The 13,217-nt window shown below is 67.7% G+C and carries 13 protein-coding genes and 1 tRNA gene; 8 read left to right on the forward strand and 6 right to left on the reverse strand.

The features are described from left to right. Window positions 1-110: 110 nt before the first annotated feature. Window positions 111-184, reverse strand: a tRNA-Gly gene (locus ACH4SP_RS14700). Between the two features lie 414 nt (window positions 185-598). On the opposite strand from ACH4SP_RS14700, the gene dcd reads away from it, so the two are divergent. Both dcd and ACH4SP_RS14710 read left to right on the forward strand, forming a co-directional pair. Beyond that, complete coding sequence (gene dcd, locus ACH4SP_RS14705; protein ID WP_398414505.1) at window positions 599-1,174, forward strand: dCTP deaminase; 576 nt, start codon at window positions 599-601, stop codon at window positions 1,172-1,174. An 8-nt stretch (window positions 1,175-1,182) separates the two neighbouring features. Further along, complete coding sequence (locus tag ACH4SP_RS14710) at window positions 1,183-1,686, forward strand: phosphoribosyltransferase (protein WP_398414507.1); 504 nt, start codon at window positions 1,183-1,185, stop codon at window positions 1,684-1,686. A gap of 113 nt (window positions 1,687-1,799) precedes the next feature. Here ACH4SP_RS14710 and ACH4SP_RS14715 read toward each other — a convergent pair whose 3' ends face one another. From ACH4SP_RS14715 to ACH4SP_RS14725, 3 genes are all read right to left on the reverse strand, one after another. Next, on the reverse strand, window positions 1,800-2,801 hold the full coding sequence (locus ACH4SP_RS14715; RefSeq protein WP_398414509.1) for a Yip1 family protein: 1,002 nt from the start codon (window positions 2,799-2,801) through the stop codon (window positions 1,800-1,802). A 269-nt stretch (window positions 2,802-3,070) separates the two neighbouring features. Next, on the reverse strand, window positions 3,071-5,338 hold the full coding sequence (locus ACH4SP_RS14720) for a (Fe-S)-binding protein (RefSeq protein ID WP_398414510.1): 2,268 nt from the start codon (window positions 5,336-5,338) through the stop codon (window positions 3,071-3,073). A gap of 242 nt (window positions 5,339-5,580) precedes the next feature. Next, window positions 5,581-6,147 (reverse strand): sugar transferase, encoded by a 567-nt coding sequence (locus ACH4SP_RS14725; protein WP_398414512.1) that lies wholly within the window; start codon window positions 6,145-6,147, stop codon window positions 5,581-5,583. Between the two features lie 147 nt (window positions 6,148-6,294). Here ACH4SP_RS14725 and ACH4SP_RS14730 point away from each other — a divergent pair, with 147 nt between their 5' ends. The 6 genes from ACH4SP_RS14730 (at window position 6,295) to ACH4SP_RS14755 (ending at window position 12,005) form a co-directional block, all read left to right on the forward strand. Beyond that, complete coding sequence (locus tag ACH4SP_RS14730; protein WP_398414514.1) at window positions 6,295-6,447, forward strand: hypothetical protein; 153 nt, start codon at window positions 6,295-6,297, stop codon at window positions 6,445-6,447. Window positions 6,448-6,460: 13 nt separating this feature from the next. Beyond that, a complete protein-coding gene (locus ACH4SP_RS14735; RefSeq protein WP_398414516.1) occupies window positions 6,461-7,609 on the forward strand; it encodes an LCP family protein in 1,149 nt (382 codons plus the stop codon). A gap of 209 nt (window positions 7,610-7,818) precedes the next feature. After that, window positions 7,819-9,678, forward strand: a complete 1,860-nt coding sequence (gene dnaK, locus ACH4SP_RS14740; RefSeq protein WP_398414518.1) for a molecular chaperone DnaK — start codon at window positions 7,819-7,821, stop codon at window positions 9,676-9,678. Continuing rightward, window positions 9,678-10,334, forward strand: a complete 657-nt coding sequence (grpE, locus tag ACH4SP_RS14745) for a nucleotide exchange factor GrpE (protein WP_398414521.1) — start codon at window positions 9,678-9,680, stop codon at window positions 10,332-10,334. Before dnaK ends, grpE begins: the two co-directional genes overlap by 1 nt. 35 nt (window positions 10,335-10,369) lie before the next feature. Then, window positions 10,370-11,548 carry a molecular chaperone DnaJ gene (gene dnaJ / locus ACH4SP_RS14750; RefSeq protein WP_398414522.1) on the forward strand — a complete coding sequence of 393 codons (1,179 nt, stop codon included), beginning with the start codon at window positions 10,370-10,372 and terminating at the stop codon, window positions 11,546-11,548. A gap of 7 nt (window positions 11,549-11,555) precedes the next feature. Next, window positions 11,556-12,005: a heat shock protein transcriptional repressor HspR gene (locus ACH4SP_RS14755; protein ID WP_398414525.1), complete on the forward strand. Its 450-nt coding sequence runs from the start codon at window positions 11,556-11,558 to the stop codon at window positions 12,003-12,005. Window positions 12,006-12,064: 59 nt separating this feature from the next. Here ACH4SP_RS14755 and ACH4SP_RS14760 read toward each other — a convergent pair whose 3' ends face one another. Both ACH4SP_RS14760 and ACH4SP_RS14765 read right to left on the reverse strand, forming a co-directional pair. Further along, on the reverse strand, window positions 12,065-12,256 hold the full coding sequence (locus ACH4SP_RS14760; RefSeq protein ID WP_398414527.1) for a DUF397 domain-containing protein: 192 nt from the start codon (window positions 12,254-12,256) through the stop codon (window positions 12,065-12,067). 10 nt (window positions 12,257-12,266) lie between these two features. Next, window positions 12,267-13,148 (reverse strand): helix-turn-helix domain-containing protein, encoded by an 882-nt coding sequence (locus ACH4SP_RS14765; protein WP_398414529.1) that lies wholly within the window; start codon window positions 13,146-13,148, stop codon window positions 12,267-12,269. Window positions 13,149-13,217 lie beyond the last annotated feature (69 nt).

A 13,217-nucleotide genomic window follows, 5' to 3' on the forward strand; every position in this document is an offset into this window, starting at 1 on the left:
CGCACCAACCTGACGCCCAGTCAGGGAAGTTATGGCACGCGAATGGCACGCGAGCCCGAAATGGTCTAGACAACAAGGAAGCCCCAGGTCGCTGACCTGGGGCTTTGCGTTGGAGCGGGTGACGAGAATCGAACTCGCGCTCTGAGCTTGGGAAGCTCATGTTCTACCATTAAACTACACCCGCAGAGACGGCCGTTGAGCTGCTGCCGCATCGTCGGACACTGTACCCCATGTCGGGATCCCGGTGGAGGGAGTGGGGTGGTGGAGGTGCGGAGTGCCGCTTGGGTGGGCGTCCTGTATATCCCCTAATGTGGCAGCTTCGTCCACGCGTAGTTTGGGGAAGGGACTTGATGGATCGCACCGTCGTCCGCTGTGCCGAAGGGCACGTGTTCAGCACCTCTTCGTTCCCGTTGCGGCAGCTCGGGGAGGGGCGGATCGGGCCCGGGAGGCTCGTTCGATGTCCTCGGTGTGCGCGGCTTCGGCATGCCGTCCCGGTGGGACAGGAGAAGCGGTAGCGGTAAGTAGCGGTACGTAGTGGTTCAGGCGCGTGGGGCTGTCCGATTGGGGCGGGCCCGCGCGCTCTGCGTATCCTCGGTGGGTGCTTCTCTCAGACAAGGACATCCGGGCCGAGATCGACGCCGGACGAGTACGCATTGATCCGTACGACGAATCCATGGTGCAGCCGTCGAGTGTCGATGTGCGCCTCGACCGCTACTTCCGGGTGTTCGAGAACCACCGGTACCCGCACATCGACCCCGCCGTGGAGCAGGGTGATCTGACTCGGCTGGTGGAGCCGGACGGCGACGAGGCGTTCATTCTGCATCCGGGTGAGTTCGTCCTCGCCTCGACGTACGAGACGATCACGCTGCCCGACAATCTCGCTTCGAGGTTGGAGGGGAAGAGTTCGCTGGGGCGGCTCGGGCTGGTGACGCATTCGACCGCGGGATTTATCGATCCTGGGTTCTCCGGGCATGTGACGCTGGAATTGTCGAATCTGGCGACCTTGCCCATCAAGCTGTGGCCGGGGATGAAGATCGGTCAGCTGTGTCTGTTCCAGCTGAGCTCGTCGGCTGAATTTCCGTACGGGTCCGAGCGGTACGGGTCCCGTTACCAGGGGCAGCGTGGGCCGACGGCCTCGCGGTCCTTCCTCAATTTCCATCGGACGCAGGTGTGATAGCCGGTATGAGTACGAGTGACGTACGAGAGAACTTGACGTACGACGGGTTCGGGCACGCGGTGCGCGAGCTCGCGCAGACGGTCGCCGACGACGGGTACGAGCCCGACATCATTCTGAGCATCGCGCGCGGTGGTGTGTTCGTCGCGGGTGGGCTGGCTTATGCGCTCGACGTGAAGAACATTCACCTGGTGAATGTCGAGTTCTACACCGGAGTGGGGACCACTCTGGAAATGCCGGTCATGCTCGCACCGGTTCCGAATATCGTTGACTTCAGCAATAAGAAGGTTCTTATTGCGGACGATGTCGCTGATACCGGGAAGACGCTGAAGCTGGTGCACGACTTCTGCCTGGAGCATGTGGCGGAGGTGCGCAGCGCGGTGATCTACGAGAAGTCGCACTCGCTCGTGAAGTGCGAGTACGTGTGGAAGCGGACCGACGAGTGGATCAACTTCCCGTGGTCCGTCGAGAAGCCCGTCGTCCGGCGGGCAGGGCAGGTTCTCGACTCGTAGTCGGCAGGCCGCCCGCAGGTGGCAGGTGGCAGGTGGCAGAGAAGTAGGAAGGGCCCGGAGCGAGAGGTTTTCTCGTTCCGGGCCCTTCCTCGTTCCTGCTGTGGGTACGGCCGTCAGATCGTGCCCAGCTTGATCAGCGAGAGCAGGGCGACCAGCTGGATCGCGGAGGCGCCCAGGGCCTTCGGCCAGGGGAGGTCGTGGGACTTGCTGATCATGGAGGTGAAGAGTGCGCCGGCGGCCAGCCAGGTGATCCAGCCGATGATCTGGACGAGGCTGTTGTCGCCGCCCAGGAACAGGGCGAAGAGCAGCCGGGGGGCGTCCGTCAGCGACATGATCAGCATGGAGAGGCCGATGGTGGGCTGCCAGGAGCCGTCGCCGCCCAGCTGGCGGGCGAGCGTGTGCGTCACGGCGCCGAGGACCAGGCCGCAGATGATCATCGCTACGGCGGTCGTGAGGACGTACGGGATGGCGCTGGCGAAGGTGGAGTTGATCGTCTCTTCGCGGGCCTTGTCGAAGCCGAAGACCGCGAGCAGGCCGTAGAGGAACGTGACGATCAGCGCCGGGCCCCAGACCTGGTGGTCGCGCATCTGCCAGAACGTCGCGCCGGGGCGCAGGACGATGCCGGAGATCAGCTGCTTCCAGGGCAGGCGGGGGCCGGACGGCGGGGCGGGGGTGTTGCCCGCCTGGTAGGTGTTGCCGTCGCCGTACGGGTCCTCGTTGACGCTGAAGGCCTGGGTGTGGCCCGGGTTGTTGGCGTACGGGTCGTGGGCGGGTCCGCCCTGGGGGTGCGGGCCCGGGTGTGCGCCCTGGCGGTACGGGTCGTGGCCGTACGGGGGCTGTCCGCCCCGGGGGTCGTAGCCGCCCTGGTGCGGGTCGCCGAAGTACTCCGGCTCGTCGGAGCCCCCGCCTCCGTATCCGCCGTTGCCGTATCCGCCGTGGCCTCTGGGGGCGTCGCCGTAACCGGCGTTCCCCTGGGCCTGCGGCCACTGCTGCTGGCCGTACTGGGGGTGAGGCGGTGCCTGCTGCCCCCCGTACGGCTGCTGCTGCGGTTGCTGCCGCTGCGGTTCCTGCTGCGTGCGGTTGTCCCGGCCGCGTCCGATCCTGAATCCAGCCACGCGAATGAACGTACCCGCTCCGGATGGGCCCAGGGCCAGGCAGCGGGAAAGCGGAGGGCCTTTGCGGCCGAGCTGTGACATCCCCTAGGGGAACCCCGGGGGGCTGTCCGGGGGCTGCCGGAGGGGGTGTTGGAGGGGTGCGGGAGAGGGCCTGTGTGACGTTCTGTGGCGTCCTCTGCGGCCCCGGAACGGCAAAGCGGCCGGTTCCGCCCCCGAGGCAGAACCGGCCGCTCACGCGTGCGTACGGATGTACGGGCGTGCGGACGTACCTACTTCACCGGCTCGGGCTCCGGTGCGTCCGCCGTCTCGTCGGTGTCCGACGGTTCGACCGGGGTCTTCACCGATTCGAGCAGCAGCTGTGCCACGTCGACGACGGTGAGGGACTCCTTGGCCTTGCCGTCGTTCTTCTTGCCGTTGACCGAGTCGGTCAGCATGACGAGGCAGAACGGGCAGGCCGTCGACACGATGTCCGGGTTGAGGGAGAGGGCTTCGTCGACGCGCTCGTTGTTGATGCGCTTGCCGATCCGCTCCTCCATCCACATCCTCGCGCCGCCGGCGCCGCAGCAGAAGCCGCGTTCCTTGTGGCGGTGCATCTCCTGCTGGCGGAGGCCCGGGACGGCGGACATGATCTCGCGCGGCGGCGTGTAGACCTTGTTGTGGCGGCCCAGGTAGCAGGGGTCGTGGTACGTGATGAGGCCTTCGACCGGGGTCACCGGGATCAGCTTGCCCTCGTCGATGAGGTGCTGGAGCAGCTGCGTGTGGTGGATGACCTCGAACTCGCCGCCCAGCTGCGGGTACTCGTTCGCGATCGTGTTGAAGCAGTGCGGGCAGGTCGCGACGATCTTCTTCGACGACTTGGGCTTCTTGGTCGACTCGTCCTCGTCGTCCTCGCCGTAGGCCATGTTGAGCATCGCGACGTTCTCGGCGCCCAGCTGCTGGAAGAGCGGCTCGTTGCCGAGGCGGCGGGCCGAGTCACCGGTGCACTTCTCGTCGCCGCCCATGATCGCGAACTTCACGCCCGCGATGTGGAGGAGTTCCGCGAAGGCCTTCGTGGTCTTCTTGGCGCGGTCTTCGAGGGCGCCGGCGCAGCCGACCCAGTAGAGGTACTCGACCTCGGTGAGGTCGTCGATCGTCTTGCCGACGATCGGCACCTCGAAGTCGACTTCCTTCGTCCACTCGACGCGCTGCTTCTTGGCGAGCCCCCAGGGGTTGCCCTTCTTCTCCAGGTTCTTGAGCATCGTGCCCGCCTCGGACGGGAACGCGGACTCGATCATCACCTGGTAGCGGCGCATGTCGACGATGTGGTCGATGTGCTCGATGTCCACCGGGCACTGCTCGACGCAGGCGCCGCAGGAGGTGCAGGACCAGAGGACGTCCGGGTCGATGACGCCGTTCTCTTCGAGGGTGCCGATGAGCGGGCGCTCGGCCTCCGCGAGGGCGGCGGCGGGGACGTCCTTGAGCTGCTCGGGCGTCGCCTTCTCGTTGCCCTCCATGTCCTTGCCGCCGCCGGCCAGCAGGTACGGCGCCTTGGCGTGCGCGTGGTCGCGCAGGGACATGATCAGGAGCTTCGGCGAGAGCGGCTTGCCGGTGTTCCAGGCGGGGCACTGCGACTGGCAGCGGCCGCACTCGGTGCAGGTGGAGAAGTCGAGGATGCCCTTCCAGCTGAACTGCTCGACCTGGGAGACACCGAAGGTGGCGTCCTCGGCCGGGTCCTCCCAGTCGATCTCCTTGCCGCCGCTGGTCATCGGCAGCAGCGCGCCGAGCGCGACGTCGCCGTCGGCCTTGCGCTTGAAGAAGATGTTCGGGAAGGCCAGGAAGCGGTGCCAGGCGACGCCCATGTCGGTCTTGAGTGAGACCGTGATCATCCAGATGAAGGACGTGGCGATCTTCAGACCCGCGAAGAAGTACGTGAGGGTCTGCAGCGTGGAGAGGTCCATGCCGCGGAACCAGGCGACGAACGGGTACGAGATGAAGAAGGACGCCTCGTAGGAGTTCACGTGGTGCTGGGCGCCTTCGAGGGCGTGCAGCGTGAAGATGCAGATGCCGACGATCAGGATGACCGTCTCGACGAAGTACGCCTGGCCCGTGTTGGAGCCCGCGAAGCGGGACTTGCGGCCCGCCCCGCCCGGCCGGTTCAGCTGCCGGATGACGATCAGGGCCAGGATGCCGAGGGCGGTCATGGTGCCCATGAACTCCACGTACACGTTGTACGGGGCCCAGTCGCCGATGATCGGCAGGATCCAGTCGGCCTTGAACAGCTGGCCGATGGCGTTCACGATCGTCAGGAGCAGCGTGAGGAAGCCCACCGCCACGAACCAGTGCGCGACGCCGACGACGCCCCACTTGTTCATCCGGGTGTGGCCGAGGAACTCCTTGGCCACGGTGACCGCGCGCTGCCACGGGTTGTCGGTACGGGTGCCGGCGGGCACGGGCTGTCCGAGCCGTACGAAGCGATAGATCTGGAAGATCGCACGGCCGAACAGCGCGGCGCCGACAGCCATGAGGACCAGCGACACGATGATCGCGGCGAGTTGCATTTGGGGGCTCCTCGGGCCTGCGAGGGTGGGTAACAGAGGGGCTGGGGCGCTCCGGGAACCCCGGGACCTCAGATGGGATCACTAGCTTGATTACTAAGCGGTAACTTATCCAGTCGAGCTGAGATTACCCACTTATGCCGTCGCACAGTATCCAGGCGGGCGGTGATCTGCGTCGCTCAGGCAACCCTCAGTGGGGGCGGGCTCCTCGTGCGGCCCGTGGCTGGTCGCTGTTCCTGTCGGGGCTACGCCCCGGACCCCTGCACGGCCTGCGCCCGCGCGCCCTCGACCGCCGGACGGGCTCGATGCGCCGTCAGTACCGCGGGGACCGTCCGCGCCAGGATGCCGAGGTCGACGGCGAGGCAGTGCGTGTCGACGTACTCCAGGTCCAGCAACACCATCTCGTCCCACGGGAGTTCGGACCGGCTGCTGACCTGCCACAGCCCCGTCATGCCGGGCAGGACCGCCAGCCGGCCGTGGGTCGGGCTGGTGCGGCCGGAGTCCTGCACCGGCAGCGGGCGCGGTCCCACCAGGGACATCTCGCCGCGTACGACGTTGATCAGCTGGGGGAGTCCGTCGAGGGAGAGGCGGCGCAGCAGCCGGCCGACCGGGTCGGTGCGGGGGTCGGCGCGGAATCTCAGCATCAGGAACGGCTCGCCCCGCAGACCCGCCCGGGGCTGCCGGAGGAATGCGCCGCCGGGCGAGGTGAGTGCCACGGCGGCGTATGCCGTGGCCAGTACGGGTGCGAGCAGGAGCAGGAGGAGCAGGCTCCCGGCCAGATCGAGTGCGCGTTTCGCGGACAGCGACCGCATCGCCGCATCCTTTCGTGGGATCTTTGTCCGACTTCATGCGAATAGTCGGCTTTATGGCTAGGACTCTCGCACGATGAACACCAGTGGACGGCGGCGCCACGCGTGCGCGTCTCGCAGGCCGGCGGAGCTCGGAGAGGTGGTTGTGGCATGCGTGCCGTGGTGACAGGAGGGGCCGGGCGCACCGGCCCCCGTTCGTGCGGGCGGCTGCTCTGCCTGCGCGGCGATGCGTACGGGCGGCTGCTCGGTCTGCGCGGCGACTCGTACGGGCGGCTGCTCGACGCATCGGCGACGGGGGTCTGAGGGGGTGGCACGGATGCCGAAACTGCCCGGACTCGGACCCGGACCCGGACTCGGACTCGGACCCGGACTTTCCGGGCTGCCCGGAGCCACCGCGCTGGCCGCCCTGGTCGTGCGCCTCAGGGCCCGCCGCGCCCTCGGGCTGGTGTGCGGCGGCCTCGCCCTGCTCGTCGGTCTGACCGGGGTCGCGGGCTGGCTCGCGTACCGGAAGGTCGACGGCAACATCCGTACCGACGAGGTGACCGCGGCCGTACTCGCCGAACACGGCGCCGACCGCCCCGCCAAGGGAGAGAGCAAGGCGCAGAACATCCTGCTGCTCGGCTCCGACTACCGGAAGGCGGCCGGCAGCGAGCGCTCCGACACGGTGATGCTGCTGCACCTGGCCGCCGACCGGAAGCGCGCCGAGGTGCTCAGCGTGCCGCGCGACCTGCGGGTGGACATGCCCAGCTGCCGCCGGGACGACGGGAGTTACAGCCTTGAGCAGAACGCCCAGTTCAACTGGGCGTTCCAGTTCGGCGGCGCCGCCTGCACGATTCGTACGCTGGAGAAGCTGACCGGCATCCGGATCGACCATCACCTGATCGTCGACTTCAAGGGCTTCACGAAGATCATCAACGCGGTGGGCGGCGTCGAGGTCGACCTCAAGGAGCCCGAGCACGATCCGAACGTGGGGCTCGACCTCAGCACCGGACGGCACCTGCTGAAGGGCGAGGACGCGCTGAGTTACGTCCGGGCCCGGCAGTACGTGGGGGACGGCAGCGATCTGAACCGGATCGGCCGCCAGCAGGACTTCGTCAACCGGCTCGTGGCCAAGATCCGCGGCAACGGCACCCTCACCAACCCGGCCCGCCTCTACCCGGTGCTGGACGCGGCGACGTCCGCGCTGACCGCGGACTCCGGGCTCGACTCGCTCGGCGAGCTGTACGAGGTCGCGGACAGCCTCAGCGCGCTGCCGCCCGGCGCGCTCACCTTCACCACGCTGCCGCACCACCAGGCGCCCGACCACTGGTACCGGCTCGACCTGGAGCAGCCCGAGGCGCGGCGGGTGTTCGACGCCGTGAAGAAGGACAGGCCGGTGCGCGCCGCGCTGAAGGAGGCGCAGAAGGAGCCGGCCGAGGAGCCGGCCGAGCCGGAGTTCGAGCCGGTCCACGACGAGTACGAGTGACCGGAGTGACGGTGTGGAACGGTCCTCAGGACCCGTCCTCAAGCCGTTCCGTAGGAGAAAGATGCAGGTCAGCGCCCCATAGAGAGGTGTATGAGTGAGATAAGGGCTGACAAGTTGAGTCATGGCGACTCAGGTCTGTTGACTCCTGCGAGTGGGTGATGCATCCTTGAGCCAGATCCACTCAAGTAAGAACTGCAGGAGGAATTGAAATGGCACGTGCGGTCGGCATCGACCTGGGCACGACGAACTCCGTCGTCAGCGTTTTGGAAGGCGGCGAGCCCACCGTCATCACCAACGCCGAAGGCGCCAGGACCACGCCGTCCGTCGTCGCCTTCGCCAAGAACGGCGAGGTCCTCGTCGGCGAGGTCGCCAAGCGTCAGGCGGTCACCAACGTCGACCGGACGATCCGCTCGGTCAAGCGCCACATGGGCACCGACTGGTCGATCGACCTCGACGGCAAGTCCTTCAACCCGCAGCAGATGAGCGCCTTCATCCTGCAGAAGCTGAAGCGCGACGCCGAGTCCTACCTGGGCGAGAAGGTGGCCGACGCGGTCATCACCGTCCCGGCGTACTTCAACGACTCCGAGCGTCAGGCGACGAAGGAGGCCGGTGAGATCGCGGGCCTCAACGTCCTTCGTATTGTCAACGAGCCGACTGCCGCCGCCCTGGCCTACGGTCTCGACAAGGACGACCAGACCATTCTCGTCTTCGACCTCGGTGGCGGCACCTTCGACGTGTCGCTCCTGGAGATCGGTGACGGCGTCGTCGAGGTGAAGGCCACCAACGGTGACAACCACCTCGGTGGTGACGACTGGGACCAGCGCGTCGTCGACTACCTGGTGAAGCAGTTCCAGGGCAACCACGGCGTGGACCTGGGCAAGGACAAGATGGCTCTCCAGCGTCTCCGCGAGGCCGCGGAGAAGGCGAAGATCGAGCTGTCGTCCTCCACCGAGACGTCGATCAACCTCCCGTACATCACGGCGTCCGCCGAGGGCCCGCTGCACCTGGACGAGAAGCTCACGCGCGCCCAGTTCCAGCAGCTCACGTCCGACCTGCTTGAGCGGTGCAAGAGCCCGTTCAACAACGTCATCAAGGACGCGGGCATCGCGCTCTCCGAGATCGACCACGTCGTTCTCGTCGGCGGCTCGACCCGTATGCCGGCCGTGGCCGAGCTCGTCAAGGAGCTCACCGGTGGCCGCGAGGCCAACAAGGGCGTCAACCCGGACGAGGTCGTCGCCATCGGCGCCTCGCTCCAGGCGGGTGTCCTCAAGGGTGAGGTCAAGGACGTCCTGCTCCTCGACGTGACCCCGCTGTCCCTGGGCATTGAGACCAAGGGCGGCATCATGACCAAGCTCATCGAGCGGAACACCACGATTCCGACGAAGCGCTCCGAGATCTTCACGACGGCCGAGGACAACCAGCCGTCCGTGCAGATCCAGGTCTACCAGGGCGAGCGCGAGATCGCGGCGTACAACAAGAAGCTCGGGATGTTCGAGCTGACCGGTCTGCCGCCGGCCCCGCGCGGTGTGCCGCAGATCGAGGTCGCCTTCGACATCGACGCCAACGGCATCATGCACGTCGCTGCCAAGGACCTCGGCACCGGCAAGGAGCAGAAGATGACCGTCACCGGTGGCTCCTCGCTGCCGAAGGACGAGGTCAACCGGATGCGCGAAGAGGCCGAGCAGTACGCGGACGAGGACCACAAGCGCCGCGAGGCCGCCGAGACCCGCAACCAGGCCGAGCAGCTCGTGTACCAGACGGAGAAGTTCCTCAAGGACAACGAGGACAAGGTTCCGGCCGACGTGAAGACCGAGGTCGAGACCGCCGTCACCGAGCTGAAGGAGAAGCTCAAGGGCGAGGACACGGCCGAGATCCGTACGGCCACGGAGAAGGTCGCGGCCGTCTCGCAGAAGCTGGGCCAGGCCATGTACGCCGACGCGCAGGGCGCCCAGGGTGCCCCGGGCGCCGAGGGTGCGGCCCCGGGCGCCGGTCAGGCGCAGGCCGATGACGATGTCGTCGACGCCGAGATCGTGGACGACGAGAAGGACAAGAAGGGCGGCGCTGCCTGATGACGGAGGAGACTCCGGGCTTCGACGAGAAGCCCGACGTCTCTTCCGGCGCGGACGACGCCGAGCCGAAGGCCGCTGAGTCCCCCTCTCCGGAGGAGGGCTCGGCGGCCCCGGCCGACGACGCGAACGCCGCGAAGGACGTCGCACTGACCGCCCAGCTGGACCAGGCCAAGATGGCGCTCTCCGAGCGCACGGCCGACCTCCAGCGGCTCCAGGCCGAGTACCAGAACTACCGGCGCCGGGTGGAGCGGGACCGGGTCACGGTCAAGGAGATCGCCGCGGCGAACCTCGTGACCGAGCTCCTCCCGACGCTCGACGACATCGGCCGGGCCCGGGAACACGGCGAACTGGTCGGCGGCTTCAAGTCGGTGGCCGAGTCGCTGGAGACCGTGGCCGCGAAGATGGGCCTGACGCAGTTCGGCAAGGAGGGCGAGCCCTTCGACCCGACGATCCACGAGGCCCTGATGCACTCGTACGCACCGGACGTCACCGAGACGACCTGCGTGGCGATCCTGCAGCCGGGCTACCGGATCGGCGAGCGTACGATCCGTCCCGCACGGGTCGCGGTGGCCGAGCCCCAGCCGGGCGCTGCCGCCGAGAAGAGCGAAGAGAACACCGAGGACGCTGAGGAGAGCGGTGGCCCCGAAAAGGGCTGACGTGTCGAGGAGTCCGAGAGGAGGGACGTCGAGGAATGAGCACTAAGGACTTCGTCGAGAAGGACTACTACAAGGTTCTCGGCGTCCCCAAGGACGCCACCGAGGCCGAGATCAAGAAGGCGTACCGGAAGCTCGCCCGCGAGTTCCACCCGGACGCCAACAAGGGCAACGCCGAGGCCGAGGAGCGCTTCAAGGAGATCTCCGAGGCGAACGACATCCTCGGTGACGCCAAGAAGCGCAAGGAGTACGACGAGGCCCGCGCGCTCTTCGGGAACGGCGGCTTCCGCCCCGGTCCCGGGGCCGCGGGCGGCGGTTCGTTCAACTTCGACCTGGGCGACCTCTTCGGCGGCGCGGCCGGCGGCGGTGCCCAGACCGGCGGTTTCGGCGGCGGCATAGGGGACGTCTTCGGCGGCCTCTTCAACCGCGGCGGCACGGGGACGCGCACGCAGCCCCGGCGCGGCCAGGACATCGAGTCCGAGGTGACGCTGAGCTTCACCGAGGCCGTGGACGGCGCGACCGTCCCGCTCCGTATGTCCTCCCAGTCCCCCTGCAAGGCGTGCTCCGGCACCGGCGACAAGAACGGCACGCCCCGCGTGTGCCCGACCTGCGTCGGCACCGGGCAGGTCTCGCGCGGCGGCGGTGGCGGATTCTCGCTCACCGACCCCTGCGTGGACTGCAAGGGCCGCGGCCTGATCGCCGAGACCCCCTGCGAGATCTGCAAGGGTTCCGGCCGGGCCAAGTCCTCCCGCACCATGCAGGTCCGCATCCCCGCGGGGGTCACGGACGGCCAGCGCATCCGCCTGCGCGGCAAGGGCTCCCCCGGTGAAAGGGGCGGCCCGGCGGGCGACCTGTACGTGGTCGTGCACGTCGACGCGCACCCCGTGTTCGGCCGCAAGGGCGACAACCTCACCGTCACCGTGCCGGTCTCCTTCACGGAGGCGGCGCTCGGCGGCGAGGTGAAGGTGCCCACCCTCGGTGGTCCCGCCGTCACCCTCAAACTGCCCGCGGGCACGCCCAACGGGCGCACCATGCGGGCCCGCGGCAAGGGCGCGGTCCGCAAGGACGGCACCCGCGGCGACCTGCTGGTCACCGTCGAGGTCGCCGTACCGACCGAACTGAACGACAAGGCCAGGGAAGCCCTGGAGAACTACCGTGAGGCCACGGCGGGCGAAGACCCGCGGGCCGCACTGTTCCAGGACGCGAAGGGAGCATAGGAGAGCCATGGACGGCCGACGACGCACCAATCCTTATGAGTTGACCGACGAGTCACCGGTGTACGTCATCTCGGTCGCCGCTCAGCTCTCCGGTCTGCACCCGCAGACCCTGCGCCAGTACGACCGCCTCGGCCTGGTCTCCCCGGACCGCACGGCCGGGCGCGGCCGGCGCTACTCGGCCCGCGACATCGAACTGCTGCGCACCGTGCAGCAGTTGTCGCAGGACGAGGGCATCAACCTGGCCGGCATCAAGCGCATCATCGAGCTGGAGCACCAGGTCGCCGCCCTCCAGTCCCGCGTCGCCGAACTCTCGGCGGCGGTGGACGGCGCGGCGGCGGCCCTCCAGCAGCGCGAGGCCCAGGTACACGCCTCGTACCGCCGCGACCTGGTCCCGTACCAGGACGTGCAGCAGGCGAGCGCGCTGGTGGTGTGGCGGCCTAAGCGGTCTTCGGACTGAGGCTGTGTCTTGTGAAAGGGGCCCGGGAGCATCTGCTCCCGGGCCCCTTCGTCATACCGTCAGCGGGGGCTGTCCCCGGCGGAGAGGTGCTTGAGCAGAGCGGCGAGTTGACCGGCGGTCGCGCTCAGCACGGTCGCGGGGTCGTCGCTCTCGCGAAGGCGGAGGGTGCCGTCGGGGGTTGCGGCGACGTTGACGCAGTTGCCTTCGGCGCCCCCGCTGAACGAGGACTTCTGCCAGTGGAGAGTGGGCATTCTCTGCTTCCTAGAGGGTGTAGAGCAGGTGCTGGATCAGGGCCAGCGAGTCCTTGGCCTCGTGCGAGGCCGGTGCGGCCTGTGCATCGACCGGAGCGAGCGCATGCTCTGTCAGAGCATCGAACAGCGATTCGTATTCGGCAAGGTGATGGGGCTCCGAGAGATGCAGCGAGGCGATCGGGTGCTCCAGCAGAACGGTGCCCAATTCCTCCACGGCGGGCGTCGAATGCAGGAAGTTGCCCGTGTAGGCGGCGTACACACCCGCTTCGAACGGGAAGACCTGGACGGATACGTGAGGAAGTTGGGCCAGCTCGATGAGGTGAAGCAACTGGGCGCGCATCACGCGTGAGCCGCCGAACCGCATGTGCAGGGCCGCCTCGTGGATCACCGCGTGCACGGTGGGCGCTGTGTCAGACGTGAGGATGCGCTGCCGGTCCATCCGGAAGCCGACGGCGTCGTCGATGGAGCCGTACGCGGGCTTGGCGCTGCCGAGGATCGCACGGGTGTACTCCTCGGTCTGGAGGAGGCCGGGTACGAACAGCGATTCGTGGCAGCGCAGCGCGGTGGCCGTGGACTCAAGTTCCGCCAAGTCCAGGGCCCCTGGCCCGATGCGGTTCTTGTACGCGCTCCACCAGCTTTTGCCGGTCGACTCGGACAGAGTGACCAGCGTCTCCACGTAGGGCTTATTAGTGCACCCGTACGTTTCGCAGAGCGCGAGCAGCCGATCCGTGAGGATCGTGGTCTTCGCCGTCTCGATCTGGCTGAGCTGGGCTCGACCCATGCCGATCCGTGCTGCGGCATCCGCAGCGCTCAAACCGGCCGACTCGCGAAGTCGCTTGAGTTCAAGGCCGAGCCTGCGTTGCCGCTCGCTGATGGTGGTCCGCAGTCCCAAGGGTGTCTCCTCCGACGTTCCGTCAAAGTCTGCCCTGGTCAGGGGAGTTGGTCCATTGAATCTGACGAA

Origin of the sequence: Streptomyces sp. NPDC021093, from assembly GCF_044333135.1 — a bacterium.
Taxonomy (GTDB): Bacteria; Actinomycetota; Actinomycetes; order Streptomycetales; family Streptomycetaceae; genus Streptomyces.